Annotated in this window: 21 protein-coding genes; 14 read left to right on the forward strand and 7 right to left on the reverse strand. The window is 73.6% G+C overall.

Annotated elements, in window-relative coordinates:
• Positions 1-6: 6 nt before the first annotated feature.
• Both FM110_RS08355 and FM110_RS08360 read left to right on the forward strand, forming a co-directional pair.
• Complete coding sequence (locus tag FM110_RS08355; protein ID WP_087104301.1) at positions 7-4,494, forward strand: DUF4011 domain-containing protein; 4,488 nt, start codon at positions 7-9, stop codon at positions 4,492-4,494.
• Positions 4,491-4,763 carry a hypothetical protein gene (locus FM110_RS08360; RefSeq protein ID WP_087104302.1) on the forward strand — a complete coding sequence of 91 codons (273 nt, stop codon included), beginning with the start codon at positions 4,491-4,493 and terminating at the stop codon, positions 4,761-4,763. The genes FM110_RS08355 and FM110_RS08360 overlap by 4 nt, the downstream gene beginning before the upstream one ends.
• A 194-nt stretch (positions 4,764-4,957) precedes the next feature.
• Here FM110_RS08360 and FM110_RS08365 read toward each other — a convergent pair whose 3' ends face one another.
• A complete protein-coding gene (locus FM110_RS08365) occupies positions 4,958-5,410 on the reverse strand; it encodes an NUDIX hydrolase (protein WP_087104333.1) in 453 nt (150 codons plus the stop codon).
• Positions 5,411-5,447: 37 nt separating this feature from the next.
• Between FM110_RS08365 and proC the strand changes: the two genes are divergently transcribed.
• Both proC and FM110_RS08375 read left to right on the forward strand, forming a co-directional pair.
• A complete protein-coding gene (gene proC / locus FM110_RS08370) occupies positions 5,448-6,329 on the forward strand; it encodes a pyrroline-5-carboxylate reductase (protein WP_087104303.1) in 882 nt (293 codons plus the stop codon).
• A gap of 406 nt (positions 6,330-6,735) precedes the next feature.
• Complete coding sequence (locus FM110_RS08375) at positions 6,736-8,427, forward strand: HNH endonuclease signature motif containing protein (protein ID WP_087104334.1); 1,692 nt, start codon at positions 6,736-6,738, stop codon at positions 8,425-8,427.
• Between the two features lie 131 nt (positions 8,428-8,558).
• On the opposite strand, the gene FM110_RS08380 is transcribed toward FM110_RS08375, so the two are convergent.
• Together FM110_RS08380 and FM110_RS08385 are read right to left on the reverse strand one after the other, a co-directional pair.
• Positions 8,559-9,227: a potassium channel family protein gene (locus FM110_RS08380; protein ID WP_087104304.1), complete on the reverse strand. Its 669-nt coding sequence runs from the start codon at positions 9,225-9,227 to the stop codon at positions 8,559-8,561.
• Between the two features lie 107 nt (positions 9,228-9,334).
• Positions 9,335-10,720: a TrkH family potassium uptake protein gene (locus FM110_RS08385; protein ID WP_407641036.1), complete on the reverse strand. Its 1,386-nt coding sequence runs from the start codon at positions 10,718-10,720 to the stop codon at positions 9,335-9,337.
• A gap of 95 nt (positions 10,721-10,815) precedes the next feature.
• On the opposite strand from FM110_RS08385, the gene FM110_RS08390 reads away from it, so the two are divergent.
• The 4 genes from FM110_RS08390 (at position 10,816) to FM110_RS08405 (ending at position 15,979) form a co-directional block, all read left to right on the forward strand.
• On the forward strand, positions 10,816-12,072 hold the full coding sequence (locus FM110_RS08390) for an acetoin utilization protein AcuC (RefSeq protein WP_087104305.1): 1,257 nt from the start codon (positions 10,816-10,818) through the stop codon (positions 12,070-12,072).
• A gap of 21 nt (positions 12,073-12,093) precedes the next feature.
• Positions 12,094-14,088 (forward strand): dynamin family protein, encoded by a 1,995-nt coding sequence (locus FM110_RS08395; RefSeq protein WP_087104306.1) that lies wholly within the window; start codon positions 12,094-12,096, stop codon positions 14,086-14,088.
• Positions 14,085-15,785 (forward strand): GTPase, encoded by a 1,701-nt coding sequence (locus FM110_RS08400; protein ID WP_087104307.1) that lies wholly within the window; start codon positions 14,085-14,087, stop codon positions 15,783-15,785. Before FM110_RS08395 ends, FM110_RS08400 begins: the two co-directional genes overlap by 4 nt.
• 95 nt (positions 15,786-15,880) lie before the next feature.
• Positions 15,881-15,979 carry a 30S ribosomal protein bS22 gene (locus FM110_RS08405; RefSeq protein WP_003792170.1) on the forward strand — a complete coding sequence of 33 codons (99 nt, stop codon included), beginning with the start codon at positions 15,881-15,883 and terminating at the stop codon, positions 15,977-15,979.
• 180 nt (positions 15,980-16,159) lie between these two features.
• Here the strand turns inward: FM110_RS08405 and FM110_RS08410 are convergent, their stop codons facing one another.
• The 4 genes from FM110_RS08410 to FM110_RS08425 form a co-directional block, all read right to left on the reverse strand.
• Positions 16,160-16,468 (reverse strand): glutaredoxin family protein, encoded by a 309-nt coding sequence (locus tag FM110_RS08410; protein WP_087104308.1) that lies wholly within the window; start codon positions 16,466-16,468, stop codon positions 16,160-16,162.
• Between the two features lie 9 nt (positions 16,469-16,477).
• On the reverse strand, positions 16,478-16,879 hold the full coding sequence (locus FM110_RS08415) for a hypothetical protein (protein WP_087104309.1): 402 nt from the start codon (positions 16,877-16,879) through the stop codon (positions 16,478-16,480).
• Positions 16,876-17,541 (reverse strand): TetR/AcrR family transcriptional regulator, encoded by a 666-nt coding sequence (locus FM110_RS08420; RefSeq protein ID WP_087104310.1) that lies wholly within the window; start codon positions 17,539-17,541, stop codon positions 16,876-16,878. The genes FM110_RS08415 and FM110_RS08420 overlap by 4 nt, the downstream gene beginning before the upstream one ends.
• Positions 17,542-17,682: 141 nt before the next feature.
• On the reverse strand, positions 17,683-18,225 hold the full coding sequence (locus FM110_RS08425; protein WP_087104311.1) for a YceI family protein: 543 nt from the start codon (positions 18,223-18,225) through the stop codon (positions 17,683-17,685).
• A 222-nt stretch (positions 18,226-18,447) separates the two neighbouring features.
• Between FM110_RS08425 and FM110_RS08430 the strand changes: the two genes are divergently transcribed.
• The 6 genes from FM110_RS08430 (at position 18,448) to ccsB (ending at position 23,732) form a co-directional block, all read left to right on the forward strand.
• Positions 18,448-19,020: a MarR family winged helix-turn-helix transcriptional regulator gene (locus tag FM110_RS08430; RefSeq protein WP_087104312.1), complete on the forward strand. Its 573-nt coding sequence runs from the start codon at positions 18,448-18,450 to the stop codon at positions 19,018-19,020.
• Positions 19,021-19,138: 118 nt separating this feature from the next.
• Positions 19,139-19,789, forward strand: a complete 651-nt coding sequence (locus FM110_RS08435; protein ID WP_087104313.1) for a histidine phosphatase family protein — start codon at positions 19,139-19,141, stop codon at positions 19,787-19,789.
• A 65-nt stretch (positions 19,790-19,854) separates the two neighbouring features.
• Positions 19,855-20,379: a TlpA family protein disulfide reductase gene (locus tag FM110_RS08440; RefSeq protein ID WP_087104336.1), complete on the forward strand. Its 525-nt coding sequence runs from the start codon at positions 19,855-19,857 to the stop codon at positions 20,377-20,379.
• The gene (locus FM110_RS08445; protein WP_087104314.1) at positions 20,376-21,140 is read left to right on the forward strand and encodes a cytochrome c biogenesis CcdA family protein; all 765 of its coding nucleotides are present in this window, start codon (positions 20,376-20,378) and stop codon (positions 21,138-21,140) included. Before FM110_RS08440 ends, FM110_RS08445 begins: the two co-directional genes overlap by 4 nt.
• Positions 21,140-22,708 (forward strand): cytochrome c biogenesis protein ResB, encoded by a 1,569-nt coding sequence (gene resB / locus FM110_RS08450; protein ID WP_087104315.1) that lies wholly within the window; start codon positions 21,140-21,142, stop codon positions 22,706-22,708. Before FM110_RS08445 ends, resB begins: the two co-directional genes overlap by 1 nt.
• Positions 22,701-23,732 carry a c-type cytochrome biogenesis protein CcsB gene (gene ccsB / locus FM110_RS08455; protein WP_087104316.1) on the forward strand — a complete coding sequence of 344 codons (1,032 nt, stop codon included), beginning with the start codon at positions 22,701-22,703 and terminating at the stop codon, positions 23,730-23,732. The genes resB and ccsB overlap by 8 nt, the downstream gene beginning before the upstream one ends.
• Positions 23,733-23,873: the final 141 nt, after the last annotated feature.

The following is a 23,873-nucleotide window of genomic DNA, read 5'->3' on the forward strand; positions in this document are numbered from 1 at the left end:
GGCGTGATGTGGAAGTTCACCCGAAGCCGGCGCCGAGACGATGAGAGCGCGCAGCCCGAGGCGGTCGACGCCCCGGGCGCCAAGCGCGCTCCCGAGCCGACGGGATCGCAGGCCGCCCCCGCCGCGCCCGCCGCCAGCGGGGAGGCCACCGCGCCGACCGGCGGCATCGAGGTCGCCGTGCACAGCGCCTCGACCTCGGCGAACGCGGGCGAGGCCCCGGAGCTCGACGAGTTCTCACTGCCCGAGCGCCGTCTCGACGACCGTCCGCTGTCCCGCGCCGATCGCGTCGGCGAGGCCCTCGACCGCTGGGCCGGCGTCGTCGCCGGCACCGGGGACGGCCCCTCCTTCCTCACGCAGATGCGTTCGGGCGACCACGTCCTGGACCTCACGCACTCCCACCCGTCGGGCCTGGCCCAGCTGCTCGCGGGCCGCGGCGCCACGCGCCTGTCCTCCCTCGTGCGCGAGGTCGGGGCGCTCGCCGACGCCCGCGCCCATGCCCGCGCGATCCGGGAGACCGCGCAGCGCCAGGCGGAGGAGGTGGGCCTGACCACCTGCCACCTCGGGATCGGCGAGGCCACCTGGCTGCCGCCCGACGGCGGCGAGCCCTTCCACGCCCCCGTGCTGGTGCGCCCCATCACCCTGCGGCTCCGGGGCAACGCCCGCGAGGACGTCGACCTCGAGATCGACGCGACCGTCGACGTCAACCCTGTCCTGCTGCGCGCGCTGCGCGACGCGGGCGTCGCGGTCGACGCCCGTGCCCTCCTGGGCACGACCGACGGCCCCTACGGCTTCGACCCCAACCCGGTGCTCGACGCCTTCCGCGCCCTCGGCGAGCCGCTGCCCGGCTTCCGCGTGGTCCACGCGCTGGTCGTCGGCAACCTCATGGACACGGCCGGTCCCCTCGTCGAGGACCTCACGACCGACCGTCCCGACTGGGTGTCCCAGGACCTCGTGGCGGCGCTCGCCGGCGACGAGGACGCTCGCGCCGCGATGGCGGCCGCGGTCCCCGCCCAGGAGGAGGGCATCGACCCCCTCCAGCTCGTCGCGGCCGTCGAGCCCGATCACGAGGCCGCGCTCGCGCGGGTCCTCGACGGCGGGCACGTGGCCCTGACCACTCCGCCCGGCACGGACTCCATCCCCCTGGTCATCGACCTCGCCGAGGAGCTCAACGCCCGCGGCCGCAGCGTCCTGGTCGTCTCCCAGCGCCGCCGCAGCCTCGCCCGCATCGCCGAGCTCGCCGAGGAGCGCGGGCTCGCCGACCTCCTGTTCGACCTCTCCCCGGACCCCGCGCTGCAGCGCAACGCGTCCGAGGCGCTGCTGATGTCCCTGCGCGGCGCCGGCTCGTTCCGCACCCCGTTCCCGCTGGACGAGCCCGAGGAGCTCGCCCAGGCCCGGCAGACGCTCGCCGGGCACGTCGAGGCGATGCACCGCATCCAGGAGCCGTGGGGCGTCTCCGCCCATCACGCGATCACCGCGCTCGCCGGCCTCACCCGTCTGCGCCCGGCGCCGCGCACCTCGGTGCGCCTGCCCGCCGAGGTCGCCGCCCGCATGGTGGGGGAGGAGCGGGAGCGCTTCGCCGACGCCCTGCGGGAGGCCGCCGACTGCGGCGCCCTGTCGACCGCCGCCTCCGACTCCGCCTGGTTCGGCGCGACGATCTCGACGGACACGCAGGCCTCGCGCGCCCTCGAGCTCGTCGAGGAGATGCGCGACCTCCTCGTGCCGCGCCTGCGGGACCGCTCCCGCGCCCTGTCCGCGGGGCTGGGCCTCGCCGAGGTGCGCTCGCTCGCGGACTTCCATCGCCGCCTCGCCCTCATCGAGCGGGTCCGCCAGGTCCTCCAGATGTTCCACCCCGACGTGTTCGCCGCCCCGCTCGACGCGATGATCGCGGCGAGCGCCGACAAGGCCTGGCGCGCCGAGCACGGCATCGAGCAGGGCTGGGGAGAGCGGCGCCGCCTGCATCGCGACGCCATGGCGCTGCTGCGCTCGCCCGATGCCGCGGCCGACCTCCACTCCGGGCTGGTCGACGCCCGCCGCGTGCGCGACGCCTGGGCCGAGCAGGCCGTGACCACCGCGGGGCGCGCGAGCCTGCCGCGCCTGCCCGAGCAGCTCGACCAGGCGAGCACCCTGGCCCGCCGGGCGCAGACCGCCTGCGACGAGCTGGCCGTCCTCCTGTCCGGCACGCCGGCCGGCGGCGACCTCGTCACGACCGACTACGACGCGCTCGCTGGGCGTCTCGACGCCCTCGGCCGCGACGCCGCGACGCTGGAGACCCTGCCCCGGCACACGACGGTGCTGCGGCGCCTCGAGTTCGACGGCCTGGGCGCGCTCGTGGACGACCTGCGCCGCCGCGACGTCGGCGTCGACCAGGTGGGTCCCGAGCTCGAGCTGTCCTGGTGGTCGAGCGTCCTCGAGCTCATCGCGGGCGCCGAGCCGACCATCTCCCGCTACGACGGGACGGGGCTGTCGAAGGTGGCCGAGCGCTTCCGCCGCCTCGATGCGGAGCACCTCTCGCGCGCCTCGCACCGGGTGCGCGCCGCGAGCGACGACGTGCTCGTGTCCACCATGAAGCGCTTCCCGGACACCTCCCGGGCCGCGATCGCCGAGCTCTCCCGCTCGTCGACCACCTCGGTGCGCGATCTCGCCGGCAAGTACGAGGACATCCTGTTCCGCGCCCGCCCCACGTGGCTCGCGTCCCCCTACCTGGTGCCGCAGATCATCCCGCGGGGCCGCCACTTCGACGTCGTGATCATGGCCGACGGCGGGCGCCTGCCCACCTGGGCGGCGCTGCCGTCGATCGCCCGCGCCGCGCAGACCGTCGTCGTCGGCGATCCGCTCGAGTTCCCGGGCGGCGACGAGCCGACGTTCCTCGACGACATGCTCGAGGTGGCGCCGTCCTTCGCCCTCCACCGCGACGCGCACCCGGCGACCGGCGGCCTGCGGGCCTTCGCGCTGCGGCGCGCGGAGGACGCGGACATCGTGGCCGTGCCGAGCCCGACCGTGGCCGAGCCCGACCGGCTGGTCCTCGTCGACGGGGCCCGCGCCGCCGTCATGCCCGGGGTCGACGTGGTCGAGAGCACCGAGGTGGAGCTGCGCCGCGTGACCGACCTCGTCATCGAGCACGCGCGCACCCGCCCCGAGCGCTCGCTCGCGGTCATCGCCTTCACGCCCACGCATGCGAGCGCCGTGCTGGACCGCGTGATCCAGACCGTCGGCGTGATCCCCATGCTGCGCGACTTCTTCGACCCGGAGAAGCCGGAGGCCTTCACCGTGGTCCCGGTCGAGCACGCCGCGGGCATCACCCGGGACGACGTGATCGTGTCCGTCGGCTTCGGCAAGTCGCCCCACGGCCGCCTGATCCACCGCTTCGGCCCGCTCTCGGGCCCCCACGGCCGCAAGGCGCTGGTCACGGCGCTCACGAGGTCGCGCGGACGCACCACCGTGGTCTCGGGCCTGCGGGCCGAGGAGCTCGACCTCGCGCGGCTGAAGACCGACGGCGCGCGCGATCTGCACGCGATGCTCGCCTACCTCTACACGGGGGAGGATCCGCTCGAGGCTGACGAGACCGTCGGGACGGCCGAGCCGACGGCCGATGCCGCGACGGAGGCGCCGGAGAGCGCTGAGCCGGAGGACGCCTCCGCCCCGGTCGACGACGAGCAGCCCGCGACGGAGACGGAGACAGCAGAGGCCGAGCCCGACGGCGCGGCCGATGGTGAGGCCGTTACGGACGATGAGTCGCGGGACGACGAGGCGGCCGCTGAGCCCGCCGAGGATCGCCCCGCCGATGCGCCGGAGGCAGACACCTCCGCGTCGGACGATGACCCGTCGGACGATGACGATGACGCGACGGATGACGACGGCCCGGCGGACACCGCACCCGCCGAGCGCCGCACCGAGTCCTCCGCAGGGGCGCTCGTCGCCGATCTCGCGGATCGTCTGTGGCGCCTGGGCCTGGTCGTCGACGCGGACTACGGCCTCACCGCCGACCGCATCGAGCTCGCCCTCGGCCACCCCGATCTGCCCGGCCGCTACCTGGTGGCCGTCGACACCGACGGCGACCGCTACGTCGCGACCGCCAGCCAGCGCGAGCGCGACCGCCTGCGGGCCGAGCGCCTCGAGCGGGCCGGCTGGTCCACCGAGCGCGTGTGGTCCTGGGCGCTGTTCATCGACCCCGAGGGCGAGGCCGACAGGATCCGCCGCGCCGTCGAGCGGGCCTATGAGGCCGCCGTCCACGAGGCCCCGACGAGCACCGCCCCCGGCATCGGCACCGCGCAGCACCAGCTGCCGCACCCGCAGATCCCGGCCGGCCAGCCGCTGTCGTTCTACGCGACCGAGGACTTCGACGCGGTCGTCGAGTACATCTGCTCCGACGGCCGCGCGCGCCTCGAGGACCAGCTCGCAGCCGAGGTCCGCGCGTTCCTCGGCTTCGAGAAGCGCTCGGTGCTGCTGGACGTCTCGATCGCCTCGGCGATCCGCCGCTACCAGGAGCGACTGTGACCGCCGAGCAGGACCGGGAGCGCGAGAAGGAGCGCGAGCGGGCCCGGGCGGCCCACCCGAGCGCGGGGCGGATCGTCGTCTCCTCGCTGACCGGTGCGCCGATGGCCTGGGGAGAGCCCGCCCCGTCCCGGCGCCGCTCTGCCGAGCGCGAGGACAGGCCCGTCCTGCCCGATCGCATGGTCGACGAGCAGCCGGAGGCCGGGGTCGACGAGTCCAACGACGAGCGCCTGGGCCGGGACGTCCCGCCGCACTGGGGCACCGGGGCCTGACGAGGGCTCCCGGGCTGTCGGGATCACGGGCGGCAGGGACGGACGGTCAGCGACGCACGAATACGCTCCGATAGGCCGAATACGGGCCTGTCCGCGCGCATGCGTGCAGTGCTTCCCATCGGCTCGCCCGGCCACGAGAACTCCCGGCCACGGGCACCCGTGGCCCGTGCGGCGACCCCGTGGCCCGCGGGGCGTCACGCCTGGGCGAGCAGCTCGCGCACCATCGCCGCCTGGGAGCGCCGCATGCGCGCGAGGGCTGCGTCGAGGTCCAGCAGGTCCGCGCCGGTGATCTCCCAGGACTGCAGCGCGCTCGGTGCGACCTCGATGTCGATCGTCCCGGTGCACCAGATCTCGACCCGGTGCGGCGACTGGGGGAGCACGCTCACCACGCGCAGGTCACGGGGGACGACGCCGCACTCCTCGCGGCATTCGCGCACGGCCGTCTGCTCCGGGGACTCTCCGCGGCGCATGTAGCCCGCGGGGCAGCCCCAGCGGCCGCCGCGCCAGAAGCGGTTCTCCAGCAGGAGGATCCGGCCGTCGGGGGTGCGCAGCAGCGCCACCACGCTCACCAGGAACGAGGGCTGGGTGAGGCGCACCGTCCACCACGGGATCTTCCGTGCCAGGTAGCCGCGCAGAGCCGAGAGCATGGAGGCCACTGTAGGGGAGCGCCCCTACAGTGGGCCCATGAGCACCCACGAGAGCACGAGCACCCGCGAGAGCACGAGCAGCCAGCAGACCACGCCCGAAGATGCGCTCGCAGACCTGTCCTCGACCACGGTCGTCGTCGTCGGGGCCGGGAACATGGGCGGCGCTTTCGTCACCGCGGCGCTCGCCGCAGGGATCGCGCCCGAGAACCTGCGCATCGTCAACTCGTCCGAGGAGTCCTCCCGCCGCGCCGCCGAGGACCTCGACGCGACGCCCGGGACGCTCGCGGACGTCGACGACGCCGACGCCGTCGTGATCGGCGTCAAGCCCTATCAGCTCGACGCGGTCGTGCCGAGCCTGCGCGAGCACCTGCGCGAGGACGCGCTCGTGCTGTGCGTCGCGGCCGGCACCACGCTCGCCGCGCTCGGCGAGCTCCTCGGCGGGCACCGCGAGCTCGTCCGCGCCATGCCCAATACGCCGATGTCGGTGGGGGAGGGCGTCACCCAGCTCATGCCGTCGCCGGAGGCGGGCGAGGCGTCGGTGGGCCTCGCGCGGGCGCTGCTGTCCGCGTCGGGCCTGGTCGTCGACCTGCCCGAGGACAAGGGCCACGCCCTCATCGGCGCGGCGGGCAGCGCTCCCGCCTTCGTGTTCACGATGATCGACGCGATGATCGACGAGGCCGTGCGCCAGGGGATCCCGCGGCCCGAGGCGACGCGGATCGTGCTGCAGACCGTCAAGGGCTCCGCCGTCCTGCTGCAGGAGACGGGCGAACACCCCGCGGTCGCGCGCTCGCAGGTGATGAGCCCCGGCGGCACGACCGCCGAGGGCGTCGCCGCGCTCGAGCGCGGCGGGATCCGGGCCGCGCTCGCCGGCGCGATGGATGCGGCCGCGTCGCGGTCGCGCACGATGTCGGGGGAGTGACGTCGCTCGGGGGATGACGTCGCCGAGGGCCGCGCGCAGAGGAGCGCGGGGAGGGGGCTGACGACAGCAGCGCCCCGAGGGAGTCCGCGCTGGCGACCGTCGTCGATGGCGCCGGGCGTGATCGACGGTGTCGGTCGGCGTTCGAACGGTGCGCGACGACGTTCCCGCGGGAACGTCTTGTCCTATTGTCTGCAACGCGGGTGCGTGAGCTCCGTCAGTCGTGGAGCCGCGACGCGGTCGCGCCAGATCCCCGCTCGCCAATCGTCCACATGCTCACCCGTCAGCGAACCCGCCTGTCCACATTCGACTCGAACGGGTGTTCGATCGTCACACCTGTCTGGTGTGCTCGTCCCATGGCTCACGAGGGCTGTCAGTGCAGGGACGACGAGGGAAGCGGGTGGGTGGGATGACGATCCTGGCGGAGGACGCGCTCAGGCGAGAGAGCGCGCGGGCGAAAGGGCTCGAGGCGCTCGATGGTCTGGAAGTAGCCGAGGACACGGAAGCAGCCGAGGACACGGGGAAGGCCGAGGACACGCGAGCAAGCGACGAGGCGGGCGCGGAGAGGGCGCACGAGGCGGTCGGCAGACGCGACGCCGAGCTCCTGGGCACGCGAATCCAGGCCTTCGCGGCGCATATCGCGGAATCGACCTGCGAGCTGCTGCTGCTCGTCGCCGAGTTCGACCGACGCGAGGCCCTGCGCTGGTACGTCGGGCTGAAATCGGTGGCGCACTGGCTCGCCTGGGCCTGCTCGATGTCCCTGCCGACGGCGCGCGAGCACGTGCGCGTCGCCCGCTCCCTCGAGCGGATGCCCCGCGCGACGGAGGAGTTCCGGGCGGGACGGCTCTCGTACTCGAAGATCCGCGAGATGAGCCGCGTGGCGGACCTGGTCGACGAGGACGCGCTGCTGGAGATGGCTCGGGCGATGACCGCCTCGCAGCTCGCGCGGACCGTCGCCGGCTTCCGCGCCGCCGACGGCACCCGTGTGCAGCAGGAGGCGGTCCGCGACGCCCGGTGGGGCGTACGCGAGGACGGCATGGTGGAGATCCGTGCGCTCCTGGCCCCCGAGGCCGGCGCCGAAGTGGTCGCGGCGCTCGAGCTGGCTCTCGAGCACGACGGCCACGCCCCGGGGCAGGATGATGGCGCACCGCCGCGAGCGGAGGCGGAAGGACCTCCCGCACTCGGTCAGCGCCGCGCCGACGCCCTGCTCGACGTCGCCCGCGCCTACAGCGATACCGCTCCACGGGACAGGTCCGGCGATGACCGGCACCTTGTGGTGGTGCACGTGGACGCGGCGGCCCTCGCACGGGGCGCGTCTGCGGTGAGGCACGAGAGCGCCGGGGCCCGGCAGAGGGCGGGCATCGAGGGACTCGGTCCGATCGAAGCCGCCACGGCTGATCGTCTCGCCTGCACCGGGCGCATCGCCCTGGCCCTCACCGGCGACGAGGGTGAGGTGCTGCAGCTGGGGCGCGCCCGCCGGCTCGCGTCCCCGGCGCAGCGGCGGGCGCTGCGGATCCGCTGGTCCGCCTGCTGCTTCCCGGGCTGCGACCAGACGCGCCACCTCGATGCCCATCACGTCGTGCCGTGGAGCGAGGGCGGCCGCACCGACCTCGACGGTCTCGCGCTGCTGTGCCGCCGTCATCACGTGCTGGTCCACGAGGGCGGTCTGCACCTGGTGCCGACGCGGGATCGGAGGGGTGCCCACGCCGATGTTCACAGTGCTGTCGCGATCGGTGGAGTGCCGGTGCGCGCACCGTTCGCGGTGGTCGATGCCGAGGGGCGGGATGCGGCTGCGAGGTGGCCGCGCGGGTTGGAGGGCCGTGGGCTGGAGGGCCGTGGGCCCGCTCCGCTCGCGGCGCCCGTCCGCGAGTCGGTGGGATGCGATGCGGACGACGTCGACGCCGCCAGGATCTTCCCCACGACCGGCGGCTGGGGCTTCCGCCTCGCCGATGCCGTGACGGCCATGCTCACGCATCGTTCGGGGCAGCGGCAGGACAGCAACGGCGGGGAAGGCCACAGCGGGGCGGGTGGCGGACAACGTGAGGGCGGGGAGGGCTCAGGTCGCCTCTGCGGCACGCGCCCGATGTCCCGGGCGGCCTGAGACGAGGCGTCGAAAAGGGTGTGGGACTGGGGGTGGGAATGGGCGTGAGACGGCCGAGTGATGGGACGTTCCCGCGGGAACGTCGGGTGGCGATCCTGCTCCCGCGCGGTTCCCCGCGCGCGACGCCAGGGTCAGGGACGGTTGGCGAAGCGCTCGATGAGGTCGGTGTGGCCCGCGACGATCAGGAGGTCGTGCTGGGACACGCGAGTCTCCGGCGTCGCGTAGGTGAAGTCGCGGCCGGGAGACTTCACGCCCACCACCGTCACCCCGTACTTGGCGCGGATGTCGGACTCGGTCAGGGAGAGCCCGACGATCTCCTGCGGCGGGCGCATCTTGACGATCGCGAAGCCGTCGTCGAACTCGATGAAGTCGATGAGGCGGCCGTTGACCAGGTGGGCGACGCGCTGGCCGGCGTCCTTCTCCGGGAACACGACGTGGTGGGCGCCGATGCGCTCGAGGATCTTGCCGTGGGACTGCGAGATCGCCTTGGCCCAGATGACCGGGCGCCCGAGGTCCACGAGGTTCGCGGTGATCAGCACGCTGGCCTCGATCGACGTGCCGACGCCCACGACGGCCGCGGAGAAGTCCCCGGCCCCGACCTGCTGCAGTGCGTCCATGTTGGTCGCATCGGCCTGCACCACGTGGGTGAGGTGGCCCGAGTAGTCCTGGACCAGCTCGGCGCTCGTGTCCATCGCCAGCACGTCGGTGCCCAGCTCCTCGAGGGTCAGGGCGAGCGATGCCCCGAAGCGTCCGAGCCCGATGACGAGCACGCCGCCGCTGCCACGCTGCCTGTCTCCCACGGGACCTCCTGGATGGTGCGACCTGCCGGCGCGGTGCCGCGCGGCACCGGTCAGCGTATACGCCGGTCGGCCCCGACCGAGGCGCCGCCGCCGCGCCCGAGGCCGCGTCAGCCGACGATCGGGCGCTCCTCGGGGAGGCGGACCACGCGCGTGCGCTGGCGCAGGGCCAGGGCCGCGCCGAGGGTCATCGGGCCGATGCGCCCCATGTACATGCAGGCGATGAGCACGTACTTCGCCGGCGTCGGGAGATCGGGCGTGATGCCCGTGGACAGGCCCACCGTCCCGTACGCGGAGAGCACCTCGAACATCGTGCGATCGAGGTCGAGCCCGGTGATCACGAGCATCACCAGCGTCGCGGTCATCACCACGGCCACGCTCACGACGAGCACGGCGATGGCCTGGCGGATCGTGTCCTGGGGGATGCGCCGGTTGAACACCTCGACGTCGCGGTCGCCGCGGGCCTCCGCGACGATCGACAGCACCAGCAGGGCGAAGGTGGTGACCTTGATGCCGCCGCCGGTGGACCCGGAGCCGCCGCCGATGAACATGAGCAGGTCGATGAACAGGCGCGTCGCCGGCGTGAAGGCGCCCATGTCCAGCGTCGAGAGGCCGCCCGAGCGCGGCATGACCGCGGCGAAGGCGCTCGCGAGCACCTTGGTGCCCAGGTCGTGGCGCCCCAGCGTGCCGGGGTTGGCCCACTCGCCCAGCAGGATCCCGACGAAGCCGATGCCGAACAGCAGACCCGAGGTCGCCAGCGTCAGCTTGGCGTGGAGCGTCCAGCGCCGGGGCGTGCGCCAGCGGCGCACGAGCACGAGGATCACCGGGAAGCCGAGGGAGCCCACGAACACCGCCAGGGCGATCGGGATCGAGAACCAGGGGTCGGCGACGTAGACGGCGGTCCCGGACGCCTCGGGCACGAAGCCAGCGTTGTTGAACGCGCTGATTGCGTAGAACGCTCCGTTGAACAGGGACTCCCCGAAGCTGTACCGGTTGGCGATCATGTGCGGCGTCAGGGCCAGGAACGTCAGGACCTCGAACGACGTGGAGGTGATGACGATGGTCTTGAGCACCCCGCCGACCTCGGAGAGGCGCTCGCTGCGGGTCTCCGAGGCGGTGATGATCTTCTGCGCGAGCCCCATGTGCCGCATCACCGACAGGCCCAGCAGCGAGGCGAGCGTGAGGACGCCCAGGCCGCCGACCTTCATCGCGACCATGATCACGGTGAGCCCGAAGGTGGACCAGTGCGTGGCGGTGTCCACCGTGGTCAGGCCCGTGACGCACACGGCCGAGACCGCGGTGAAGAGCGCGTCGACCAGGGGGGTGCGCTCGTGCTCGACGGTCGCGATCGGCAGCGACAGCAGGCCCGTGACCGCGAGGATCATCGCCGTGAAGACGGCCAGCGCCAACCGTGCGGGGGAAGACTTCGCGGCGTCGCCGACGATCCCCGAGAGGGCCGTGCGGGTGCGGGAGAGCCGGCTGCGGGAGTCGTCCACGTCCTGCCCCTTCCGCGCCGTGCCGGTCCGCCGCCGTCCGGGCGACGGCTGAGGGGAGTCTACGTGCGCGGGTGATCCCCGTTAGTCTGCGCGCCATGACCGACGCCGGGATGACCGCTGCCGAGGGCGCCGCCGCCCTGCGCACCGCCGTGGTCTGGGAGGAGGGCCTGGCCGCCTACGACTTCGGCCCCGGGCACCCCATGTCCCCCGTGCGCCTCGAGCTCACCGCCCACCTGTGCCGCCTGACGGGCCTGTTCGACCGCCCGGGCACCGTCCTGATCGGCGCCCCGACCGCCGCCGACGCGGACCTCGAGCGCGTCCACGACCGCGAGTTTATCGCCGCCGTGCGCGCCGCCTCGGCCCCCGGCGCTCCCTCGAGCGACCCCCGCTGGACGCCGTACGGGCTCGGCGGGCAGGACACTCCCGTCTTCCGCGGCATCCATGACGCGAGCGCGCGTCTGGTCGGCGGCACCGTCCAGGCCGTCGAGGCGCTCGCCGCCGGGCGCGCGGGCCGCGCGGTGAACTTCGCGGGCGGCATGCACCATGCCCGCGCCGCGCAGGCCGCGGGCTTCTGCGTCTACAACGACGCGGCGATCGGGATCCAGCGCGCCCTCGAGCTGGGGGAGCGGCAGATCGTGTACGTCGACCTCGACGTCCACCACGGCGACGGCGTCGAGCGGGCGCTGTGGGACGAGCCGCGCGCCGTCACGATCTCCGTGCACCAGAGCGGCGAGACCCTGTTCCCCGGCACCGGCTACGCCCAGGACACGGGAGGGCCGGGCGCTCCCGGCAGCGCCGTGAACGTACCCTTGCCCGCGCGCACCGGGCCCGCGGACTGGCTGCGGGCGTTCGAGGCGGTGGTCGCCCCCGTCGTCCGGGCGGTGCGCCCGAGCCTGCTCGTGACCCAGCACGGTGCCGACACCCATCGTGACGACCCCCTCGCCGACCTCGACGTGACGGTGGAGGCGCAGGTCGCGGCGATGGAGATGATGCGCGAGCTGGCCGAGGAGGTGTGCGGCGGCCGCTGGCTCGCCCTCGGGGGCGGCGGATACTCGGTCACGGACGTCGTCCCGCGCTCGTGGACCCAGCTGGTCGCGGTCGCGACCGGCGAACCCCTCGATCACAGTGCCCCGCTGCCGACCGCGTACGTCGAGCGCGCCGCGGAGCTCGCCCGCGCCCAGGGCCTCCCGCTGCCGCGCCCGGGCGCGCGCTTCGGGGACACGGGGGAGAGGGCCCCGGCGCCGCGGCCGTGGTCGACGGGCTACGACCCCGACTCCGCGCTCGACCGCAGCATCCAGGCGGTGCGCCGCACGATCTTCCCGGAGTGGGGCCTCGATCCGTTCTACGACTGAGGTCGCGCCTACGATGTCGCCATGAGCACACCGGTCCCCGCCGCTGCCCCCGCCGCTCCCCACGCGCTGGACGGGCTCGCCGCGCACCTGCGCGACGTCCGCCTCCCGCTGCCGCTCGAGGGCGCGGAGCAGGGCCGACGCGACGTCTCCGCCGCCCTCACGCAGCTGGCTGATCACATCGCGCCGCGACTGGCCTCGCTCGACGCGCCGCTACTGGTGGTCGTCGGCGGCTCCACGGGTGCGGGCAAGTCGACGATCGTCAACGCGCTCGTGGGCCGTCCCGTGACGCGCGCCGGCGCGATCCGCCCGACCACCCGGCAGCCGATCCTCCTGCACCACCCCGACGACGCCGCGTGGTTCGCGGGCAGCCGCATCCTGCCGGGCATGGCCCGCGTGCAGGCGCAGGTGGTCGCCGATCCGGAGGGCGCCGTGCGGGAGCGGGATCGGAAACGCGCTGGCGCGGACCCGATGCGCAGCCCGGACCCGATGCCCGCCGAGGGCGACGTCGCCGCGACCTCCCTCGTGCTGCTGGCCGATCCCGCGATCCCGCGCGGCCTCGCTCTGCTGGACGCCCCGGACATCGACTCCGTCTCCTCCGGCAACCGCGAGCTCGCCCGCCAGCTGCTGCGCGCGGCCGACCTGTGGCTGTTCGTGACCACCGCCAACCGCTATGCCGACGCGGTCCCGTGGGAGGTGCTCCGCAGTGCCGCCGCCCGCGATGTGACCGTCGCCGTGGTCATGAACCGCATCCCCCCGCGCGCCGGTGTGGCCGAGGAGCTCGCCGCCGACCTGCGCAAGCTGCTGGACCGCGATCACCTCGACGCCGCGCGCCTGTTCCTCATCGAGGAGTCCGAGATCGACGAGGCGGGCATGCTCGCCCCCGAGAAGGTCGCCGAGATCGCCGCGTTCTACCGGGAGCTGGCCGAGGACGCCCAGGGCCGCGGCTCGATCGCCCGCCGCACCCTCGCCGGCGCGGTCGGCTCGCTGGCCGTGTCCGCGCGCGCGATCGCCGGGCACGTGGACGACCAGGAGGACGAGATCGCGCGGCTGCAGTCCGAGGCCGACGCCGCCTTCGCCGACGCCCGCCAGCGCATCGACGCGGTCCTCGGCGACGGCTCGCTGCTGCGCGGCGAGGTCCTCGCCCGCTGGCAGGACGTCGTGGGCACCGGCGATTTCTTCCGCGGCGTCGAGACCGCCTTCGGGCGCGTCCGCGACCGCGTCGCGAGCGCCCTGAAGGGGGAGCCCGCCCCTGCGATCGCCGCGGAGACCGCGCTCGAGAGCGGCCTCGTGCACGTGGTCATCGACGAGACCGCCCGGGCCGCCGAGCGCACCGACACCGCGTGGCGCGGCACGGCGTCCGGGCGCATGCTCCTGGACGGCACCGACCTGTCGCGCGTGCCCGAGGAGTACCGCGAGGAGGTCGCGTCTGCCGTGCGCGCCTGGCAGGGCGATGTCCTGGACCTCGTGCGCAAGGAGGGCGCGGACCGCCGCACCAAGGCGCGCGTCATGTCGCTCGGCGTCAACGCCGTGGGCGTGGCCGTGATGGTGGTGGTGTTCGCCTCGACCGCGTTCATCCCCACCGGCCTCGAGGTCGGCGCCGGGGCCACCACGGCGGTGGTCGGCCAGAAGCTGCTCGAGACGATCTTCGGGGACGAGGCCGTGCGGCGCCTGGCCCGCACCGCCCGGGTGGCGCTGTCCGACCGCCTGGATCGTCTCGTGGCCCAGCGCGCCGAGCCGTTCCGCTCGCGCCTGGACGTCCTGGCGTCCTCGACCACCTCCGCCGAGCTCGAGGAGGACGCCGCCGGGCTCGACGCGCTCGCCGCGAGCATCCGCGCGGGCGAGGCCCTCGAGGTCCCGGCCGTCGCGAGTGAGGCTGCGGTGGATGAGGCAGATGCTCCCGCCGACGTCGTCGCCGACGCCGATGAGCCCGCACCGCGTCCCGTCGACCCGTGGTCGATCGATGCCCGGCCCGCGGACCGTGAGGATACGAGCTCGGAGCGGGGGGAGCTCGCATGAGCCGCGCCGACCGCACCGCCCTGCCGCTCGCCGAGCGCACCGCGGCCCTCGGGCGCGCCGCGGACCTCCTCGAGGGCATCGCCTCGGACGAGTCCCTCGGCCGCGCCCGCGAGGTCGTCGAGCGCGTCGGCGGCCGCAGCGCCCTGTCCGCCGAGCACACGGTCGTCGGGTTCTTCGGGGCGACCGGCTCCGGGAAGTCCTCCCTGGTCAACGCCGTCGTCGGCCGGGACGTGACCCGCGCGGCCGTCCGCCGCCCCACCACCTCGAAGCCCGTCGCCGCGATCGTCGGCGAGATCGGCAGCGAGGGGCTGCTCGACTGGCTCGAGGTGCCCGAGCGCCATGTCCTCGACGGCACCGGCGCGCCGCTCGAGCAGGCCGTGATCGCCGCCGCGAGCCCCAAGCGCGGGATCCTGCGCCGCCAGGCCGCGCCCGAGGGCACGTTGCCCGGCATGATCCTGCTGGACCTGCCGGACATGGACTCCGTCGAGTTCGCCAACCGCGAGGTCGTCGAGCGGATGACCGGCCTGGTCGACGTGATCGTCTGGGTCACCGACCCGCAGAAGTACGCCGACGACGTCCTCCACCGCCAGTTCGTCACGCCCTTCGCGGCGCATGACGCGACCACCGTCGTCGTGCTCAACCAGTTGGACCGGATCCGCGAGGCCGACCGCGCGGGCGTGCTCGCCTCCCTCGAGCGCCTGGTGCGCCTCGACGGCCTCGACAGCGCCCCCGTGCTGGCCGTCTCCGCGGAGACGAAGGAGGGTGTGGATGTCCTGCGTGATCGCCTCGCCGCGATCGTCGCCGGCCGCGAGGCCTCCGTGCAGCGTCTGCGCGCCGACGTCACGGCCGCGGCCGTCGCGGTCCGCGACTCGGCGCCCGTCGGAGACCTGCCCCCCGAGGTGCGGGCTGGAGATGTGAAGCGCCTGACCGAGGAGCTGTCGGCCGCCGCGCGCGTCGACGCCGTCGCCGACGCCGTCGGGAAGTCCTACCGCCACCGGGCGGCCGGTCAGGTGGGCTGGCCGCCGCTGCGCTGGATCCGCTCCCTGCGGCCCGATCCGCTGCGCCGCCTGGGCATCGGCCAGGACGACCAGGACTCGACGCTCACGCACACCTCGATGCCCGCCCCGGACGCCGCGACCGCCGCGCGCGCCTCGGGCGGCGTGCGCCAGTTCGCCGACGCCACGAGCGCCGGCGCGGGCGACGTGTGGCGCGGCGCGGTGCGCCGGGCCGCCCGCGTCCACGAGGAGGAGCTGCCCGATGCCCTCGACCAGGCGATCGCCGGCGCCGATCTCCGCGCCCGCAAGCGCGCCTGGTGGTGGCGGATCCTCGACGTCCTGCAGTGGCTCGCCCTGCTCACGGCGATCGTCGGCCTCGGCTGGCTCACGCTGTACGCGGTCGCGGGCTACTTCCAGCTCCCGCTGCCCGAGATGATGATGGTCGACGGCGTCGGCTTCCCGCTGCCGCTGCCGACGGCGCTGATCATCCTGGGGCTGGGCGTCGGCCTGCTGCTGACGCTCGCGGGCGGGACGATCGCGGCGCTCGCCTCGATGGCCGAGCGCCGCCGTGCCCGTTCGCTCCTGCGCGAGCGCGTGCGCGAGGTGGGCCAGAAGCTGGTGGTCGAGCCGGTGGAGGACGTCCTGGATCTGGCCCGGGACACTGCGACCGATCTCTCCTCGGCGGCGGGGGAGAAGCGCTGACGGCGCCGTGTACCATGGATCGTTGTCTGCCGCGCGCCGGGGCGTGCGGCCACTGACTTGCCGTCCGTCGTCCCGAGCGAAGAACTGAGGCACCTATGGGTTCCGTCATCAAGAAGCGTCGCAAGCGCATGGCCAAGAAGAAGCACCGCAAGCTGCTTCGCAAGACCCGCCACCAGCGTCGCAACAAGAAGTGAGCTCAGTCCTCTGAGCATGCACGAGGGCCGCCCCGGGAGAGATCCCAGGGGCGGCCCTCGTGCATGCGGGGCGGTCCGGGCGGGCTCCTGCGCCGGCTCCCATGCCGAGAGGTGGCGCTGGAGCGGGGACTGCGGAAATATCGTCGCGGTCCCCGCCATACCGCCAGTGCTCGACAGCGGTCAGCCGCCCGGCAGCAGGCGTCGCCAGCGCGGGCCGGGCTTCAGGGCCTTGCGCAGCGTGGCGGCATCGACCCGGTAGCGGGCGTGGACGCGGCCGTCCACGACGATCACCGGCACCTGCTCTCCCCAGGCCTCCCGCAGTGCGACGTCGGCGTCGACGTCCACGAGCTCGACGGCGCTGCCGGCGCGGTCGGCCTCGGCGCGCACGACGGGCAACACCTCATCGCACAGGTGGCAGCCGGTGCGGGTCAGCACCTGCACCCGGGCGAGGGGATCGGTCGGAGCAGGTGGTGCGGGATCAGAGGGCATAGAGCCAATCTAGGCCCGGGCGGGCTCCTGCGGGGCGAGCACGCCGAGGGCGATCAGCACGAGGAGCAGCTGCAGCAGACCGAGCCCGCCCCACAGGGCATGCGGCCAGATGAACATCGCCAGGACCAGGCACTCGCCGCCGATGAAGCAGCACATCGTCGCGCCCGCCACGGCATGCGCCAGCAGCGCCCAGCGCGAGCGCCGCAGCCCGAGGAGGGCCGCAGCCCACTGCGTGCCGCCGGTGATGACGCCCAGCAGGAGGGCGGCCAGTGCCGCGCGTCCCGCGAAGGGCGTCCCGTCCATCATGGGTGCGTACCACTGCGGCACGAGCAGCAGCTGCACGGCTCCGACCAGTGTCGAGAGGCCTTGGAGGATCGCGAGCGTGACGAGGGCGCGGTGGTTCGCGGTCATGACGCGGCCCCTTCGGCGGCGATGTGGAGTCCTCGGAAGTGCTCGAGATGGTTGCGCAGCAGTCTGCGGGCCTCTGCCTCGCCGTCGCCCTGCTCGGCGATGCCCATGATCGCGAGCATCGGGCCCCAGAACGAGAGCGCGACGGCCGCTGGGTCTGCGGGGATGAAGGCGCCGCTGGCGATGAGGCGGCCGAACAGATCCGTCTGGAAGCGCAGCGGGCGATGGATCGTGAGGTCGCGCAGGCGTGCGCCGAGGGCAGGGGAGCGGTACTGCTCGAGGGTGAGGATGCGCCGCGCGGCGAGGAGGTCGGCATCGTGCAGCCAGGCGTCGAGGAACCCGCGGGCGAGCCGCTCGAGCTCGTCGAGCCCGATTCCCTCGTAGAGCGCGGCGGCCTGCTGCCCGTCGGCGATCGGGGCGCTCAGAGCGGCGGCGATCTCCTCGATGCGCGCGTCAGCGCGGTCGAGCACGGCGTCCAGGAGCGCCTGCTTCGAGGGGACATGGTTGTAGACGGAGCTCTCGCGGATCCCTGTCGCGGTGGCGATAGCGCGGATCGAGGTTCCCACATAGCCGTCGCGGGCGAAGAGGTCGCGGGCCTCGTCGAGCAGGCGTTCGCGGGTTCCGCCAGCAGACGTCTGCTGTTGAAACGAACGATCGTTAGCCATGTGACCATCGTGCATCGCCCGCGGTGCCGATGTCAGTGCCGAAGGTCCCGTGCATGCCGACGGGCCGCCCACCCGGAGGTGGACGGCCCGCTCGGCCGGCGACGCGGGGCTGCGGCCGCTGCTCTGTCGAGCGGAGGTCGATCAGGCGGCGGTCGGCGCCACGAACTCGGCCTCGATGGCGATCTTGACGGTGTCGGAGACGAGCACTCCGCCGGCCTCGAGCGCGGCGTTCCAGGTCAGGCCGAACTCCTTGCGGGAGATCTGGGTCTCACCGGAGAAGCCCGCGCGGTAGGTGCCGAAGGGATCGGTCGCGGTGCCCTCGAACTCGAGCTCCAGCTCGACCGGCTTGGTCACGCCGTGCAGCGTGAGGTCGCCCTTGAGGGTGTCGCCGGAGACCTCGGTGGTGCGGAAGGTCATGGTCGGGAACTGGGCGACGTCGAAGAAGTCGGCGGAGCGCAGGTGGCCGTCGCGGTCGGCGTTGCCGGTGTCGATGGACTCGACGTCGATGTCCGCGGAGAAGCGGAGGTCCTCGAGGCTCTCGCCGACCTCGAGCGCGCCGGTGACGCCCTCGAAGGTGCCGCGGGTCTTGGAGATGCCAGCGTGGCGGACGGTGAAGCCCACGGTGGAGTGGCTGGCGTCGAGCGTCCAGGTACCCTGGGTCAGGCCCTCGGGAAGTGCGGTCATGATGTGCCTCCTCGGCGGTGGTCGGTGCGGCGGTCCGCGGGGGCGGGCCGTCCTCGGTGCGTCTCCGGAGGGGCTCCGGATCGGCGTTGCTTGAAACCTAAATCATTTTGGGGGAGAATGCAACAGAGCGATCCGCGCGGCGTGCATCACACGGGGTGCGCATGACGCCCAGCACCCTTCCCGGGCATGCTGAGGGCGCGGTGAGAGGAACCAGGAGGACGCATGGGCACGACAGGCGCAGGCACCACAGACGCAGGCACGACAGACGCAGGCGCGGTGGGCGGAGCGGGTGAGGACGAGCTCGCCGAGGCGCGGACGGCAGAGCCCCGCTGGCTCGAGCATGATGAGCAGTACGCCTGGCGCTCGTTCATCTTCGCGGCGACCTCGATCCTCGAGGAGCTCTCGAACGTGCTGGAGACCGACCCTGCGATCGACCTGACGCTGCACGAGTACGAGATCCTCGTGCGCCTGTCCGAGCAGGACGAGCAGCGCATCCGCATGTCCGACCTCGCCGATCAGGTGGTGCACTCGCGCTCGCGCCTGACCCACACCGTCGCCCGGCTCGAGCGGCGCGGGCTCGTCGAGCGCGTGCGCTGCGCGGCCGACGGACGCGGACGCGAGGCCGTGCTCACCGCGGAGGGGATGGCGCTGCTGGTCCGCGCCGCCCCCGTGCACGTCGAGTCCGTGCGCACCGTGCTGCTGGACCGCGTCGGCCATGCCGACTTCCTCGAGCTGGGGCGGATCCTGCGCCAGGCCGTCCCGCAGGAGGAGCCCGGCTCTCGCGCCTCGGCCTGACCCGTTCCGGCGCCGCCCTCGCCCTCGCGCGCGCCCCCGCGCGCACAGGTCTCCCTGCTAGCGTGAGCCGGTCCGTCCTGCCGCCCCTCGCGGGGTGCGGCGCCAGCGTGAGGATTCCATGAGCACCAGCACCACCGTCCACCTCGTCCGCCACGGCGAGGTGCACAATCCCGGGAAGATCCTCTACGGTCTCCTCCCGGGCTTCCGCCTGTCCGATCGCGGGCAGCAGATGGCGGCGCTCGTCGCCGAGCACCTGGCCGATGCCGACATCGTGGACGTCGTCGCCTCCCCGCTGCTGAGGGCCCAGCAGACCGCGGCCCCGATCGCCGCCGCGCACGGCCTTCCCGTCGGCGCCGAGCAGCGCGTGATCGAGTCCTCCAACCATTTCGAGGGGCTGCGCGTCGGCCACGGCGAGGGGCGCCTCACGAACCCCCGCCACTGGCCGTTCTTCGTCAACCCCCTGCGCCCCTCGTGGGGGGAGCCCTACCGCGTCCAGGAGGCGCGGATGATCGCGGCGATCCGCGACGCCCGTGCGCGCGGTGCCGGGCACGAGGCCGTGATCGTCTCCCATCAGCTCCCGATCTGGGTGGCCCGCCGCTCCGCCGAGCGCCGCCCCCTGGTCCACGATCCGCGCCGCCGCCAGTGCGGACTGTGCTCCGTCACCAGCCTGCGCTTCGCGGGCGACGAGCTCCTCGGCGTCGACTACGCCGAGCCCGCCGCGGCCCTCTACCCGGGCGCCGTCGACGCCACCGGAGGCAAGCTCACGTGAACCCCCTGCACCGACCGCGCCCCACCCGTCGCCGCCTGCTCGGCGGGGCCGCGGGCGCCGCGCTCATGAGCGTGCTGGCCGCCTGCGGCACCGACACCTCCGAGCGCTACGACACCGGCTACGTCGCCGGCGACGGCGTGAGCACCGAGATCGCCCCGGCCGACCGCGGCGAGCCCGTCGCGTTCACGGGCACCAGCTTCGCGGGGGAGGCCGTCGACATCGCCGCGATGCGCGGGTCCGTCGTCGTCCTCAACGTCTGGTACGCCTCCTGCGCGCCCTGCCGCCAGGAGGCCCCGGACCTCAAGGCCATCGCCGAGGAGTACGCCCCGCAGGGCGTCTCCTTCCTGGGCATCAACGTGCGCGACGCCGCCGGACCCGCCCAGGCCTTCGAGCAAAACTTCGCCATCCCCTACCCGTCCGTGCCGGACACCGACGCCTCAATCATGTACGCCCTGCGCGGGCAGGTCGCGCCCAACGCCGTCCCCTCCACCCTCGTGCTCGATGCGCAGGGACGCGTGGCCGCACGCATCTCCGGGGCGATCGACCCCTCCACGCTGCGCTCGATGCTCGACACGGTGATCGCCGAATGACCCCCGCGGACATCGGCGAGCAGTTCTCCACCGCGGTCCTCTCCGGATCGCTGTGGGTCGCCCTCGCGGTCGCGGCCGCGGCCGGCGTCGTCGCCTTCGTCTCCCCGTGCGTGCTGCCCGTCGTCCCCGGCTACCTCGGCTACGTCTCCGGGCTCGCCGGTCAGGACACCGATGCGCCGCGCCGTCGCCGGCGGATGCTGCTGGGCTCCCTCCTGTTCGTCGCGGGCTTCACCGTCGTGTTCATGGTGCTCGGCGGCTTCGTCGGGGCGCTGGGGCACTTGCTGCAGGCCCACCTCGTGTGGGTCAACCGCATCGCCGGCGCCATCGTGATCTTCATGGGCCTGATCTTCCTGGGCGTGTTCCCGTCGCTGTCGGGGGAGAAGGGCATCGCCTCGCGCCCCGACGCCGGGCTGTGGGGCGCCCCGCTGCTGGGAATCGTCTTCGGGCTCTCCTGGACCCCGTGCATCGGACCCACCTACGCGGCCGTCGTGGCCCTCAGCCTCCAGGGCGCCTCGCCCGGACGCGGCGCGGCCCTCGCGCTCGCCTACTCCCTGGGCCTGGGCATCCCGTTCGTGCTGTTCGCGCTCGGGTTCGAGCGCGCCCTCGGCGCCAGCCGCGCCCTGTCGCGCCACCGCCGCACCATCGCCCTGCTGTCGGGCGCGCTGCTGATCGCGATCGGCGTGCTGCTCATGACCGGGCAGTGGAGCGCCTGGATGGCCCAGCTGCAGACCGCCGTCGCCGGATTCGAGCCGGTGGTCTGATGGCCCGCGACCGCTCCCGCACGACCCTCCCGCGGCTCGGACCGCGCGGCACGCTGCTGTTCCTGTGGCGCCAGCTCACGAGCATGCAGACCGCCCTCGTGCTGCTGCTCCTGCTCGCCGTCGCCGCCGTCCCCGGATCGCTGTACCCGCAGCGCAGCGTCAACCCGGCCCTGACCGACCAGTTCCTCGCCGAGAACGGGCGCTACGGGGAGATCCTCGATGCCCTCGGCTTCTTCGACGTCTTCGCCTCGCCCTGGTTCTCGGCGATCTACCTGCTGCTGTTCGTCTCCCTCATCGGCTGCGTGATCCCGCGCCTCATCACGCTGGTGCGCCAGCTGCGCTCCCGGCCGCCGCGGACCCCGCGCCGCCTCGACCGCTTCACGGGGCACCGCCGCATCGAGCTCGCGAGCGCCGACGAGAACGACCCGATCGATCGCGCCGCGGCCCTCCTGCGCCGCCGCCGCTACCGGGTCGACGTGATCGAGGAGGACGGCGGCGCCCGCTCCGTCACCGCCGAGCGCGGCTACCTGCGCGAGGTCGGCAACCTGCTGTTCCACGTGGCCCTGCTGGGCGTGCTCATCGGTGTCGCCGGCGGCCACCTGACCCAGTACCGCGGCCAGATCACCGTGGTCGAGGGGGAGGGGTTCTCCAACTCCCTGGCCTCCTACGACTCCTTCCGCTCGGGCCCCTGGTTCGACCGCTCCCGGCTGCAGGACTTCCAGTTCACCCTGGACGACTTCCGCGCCGAGTACGACACGACGCCCAGCGAGCACGAGTTCGGCAAGCCGACGATGTTCGAGGCCGACGTGACCGTCGACGAGCCCGGGAAGAAGACCCATGCCCAGACCGTCCGCGTGAACCAGCCCCTCCAGGTCGACGACGCGAACGTGTACCTCCTGGGCAACGGGTACGCGCCTGAGGTCACCATCCGCGACCCCCAGGGCGCCGTCGTCGCCGAGGGCCCGGTGATCACCCTCCCGCGGGACTCGATGATGACGTCGATGATGGTGCTCAAGGCCCCCGACGCCCGTCCCCAGCAGATCGCCGCCGTCGGCATCTTCATGCCCACCGCCGAGATCGACGAGAACGGCCCGCACTCGCAGTTCCCCGACCTCATCGACCCGCAGCTGGCGATGTCCGTGTACACGGGCGACCTCGGGATGGACGCGGGCGTGCCGCAGAACGCCTACGAGATCGACGTCTCGACCCTCACGCCGATGACCGACGCGAACGGCCAGCAGCTCCTGCTGCGCATGGCGCCCGGGGAGACCGCGACGCTGCCCGACGGCTCTTCGATCTCCTTCGACGGGGTCAAGCGCTACGCCGCCTTCGACATCAAGCACGATCCCTTCCAGGGCGTCACCCTCGTGATGGCGCTGCTCGCGTCCCTGGGCCTCACGCTCTCCCTGTTCGTCCCGCGCCGCCGCCTGTGGGCGCGCGTGAGCGAGCGCGAGGACGGCGCGCGGGTGCTGGAGGTGGCGGGATTGGCCCGCAGCGAGGATCATCGACTCAGCGAGGCCGTCGGGGACCTCGCCCTCCGGATCGCAGGAGACGCCGACCATGAATGACGATCTGCTCGCCCAGCTCTCGAACCTCGCGTTCGTCGTGGCGATCGCCGTGTACGTGCTCGCCCTGCTCGGCTTCGCCGCGGACCTGGCGGGCAGCGCCCAGCGCCGCTCCGACGCGCGCCTGGCCGCCCGCGAGCGCACCGCGGTCGGGGCCACCGGGGCCGGGGACAAGGCCGGCTCCGTCGCCGTGCTCGACCGGGAACCGGTCCCCGCGCCGGGGGCATCGGGAAGCGGCGGGATGAGCGCCGGGGCCTTCGCGATGATCATGGCGAGCGCCGCCGCGACCCTGCACCTCGCCGGCGTCGTGCTGCGCGGCCTGGCCACCGCGCGCGTCCCGTGGTCGAACATGTACGAGTTCGCGATGACCGGCACCGCCGTCGTGATGGCCGTGTTCCTGCTGGTCACCGTGCGGCGCCGCGATATGCGGGTGCTCGGCACGTTCATCGTCGGCCCGCTGCTGATCATCATGCTGATCGCCCAGCGCATGTGGTACCTCCCGGCCGCGCACCTGCCGCCGAGCCTGCAGAACTCCCACTGGCTCGTGATCCACGTGCTCGTCGCGATCCTCGCCTCGGCCCTGTTCGCGCTCGGCGCCGTCGTCTCCGTCATGCAGCTGGTCCAGGCCCGGCGCGAGCGCCGCGGCCGTGCCGGAGCCCCCGCCTCCACGAAGGCCGGACGCCTCGGGGCCGCGATCATGGACCGCCTGCCGACCTCGACCGACCTCGAGGCCTTCGCCTTCCGCCTGCACGCGATCGGCTTCGTGCTGTGGACCTTCACGCTCATCTTCGGCTCCATCTGGGCCTCGACCGCGTGGGGCCGCTACTGGGGCTGGGACCCCAAGGAGGTGTGGACCTTCGTGATCTGGGTGGTCTACGCCGCCTACCTCCACGCCCGCGCCACCGTCGGCTTCCGCGGGGATCGCGCCGCCTGGTTCGCCCTCGTCGGCTTCGCGAGCGTCGTCTTCAACTTCACGATCGTCAACACGGTCATCAACGGGCTGCACTCGTACTCGGGGCTGACCTGACGCGGGTGGGGACCTCTGCCCATTCCGCCTGATTCCTCCGCGCTCTACGCTCTGTCCATCGGGCGCCGTGACGACGCGGGGCCGGCGAGATCGCGGCAGGGGGTGCCGCACGCGGACAGCGGGGAGCGATGTTCTGGGGGG

The organism is Brachybacterium nesterenkovii, from assembly GCF_900163655.1.
Lineage (GTDB): Bacteria > Actinomycetota > Actinomycetes > Actinomycetales > Dermabacteraceae > Brachybacterium > Brachybacterium nesterenkovii.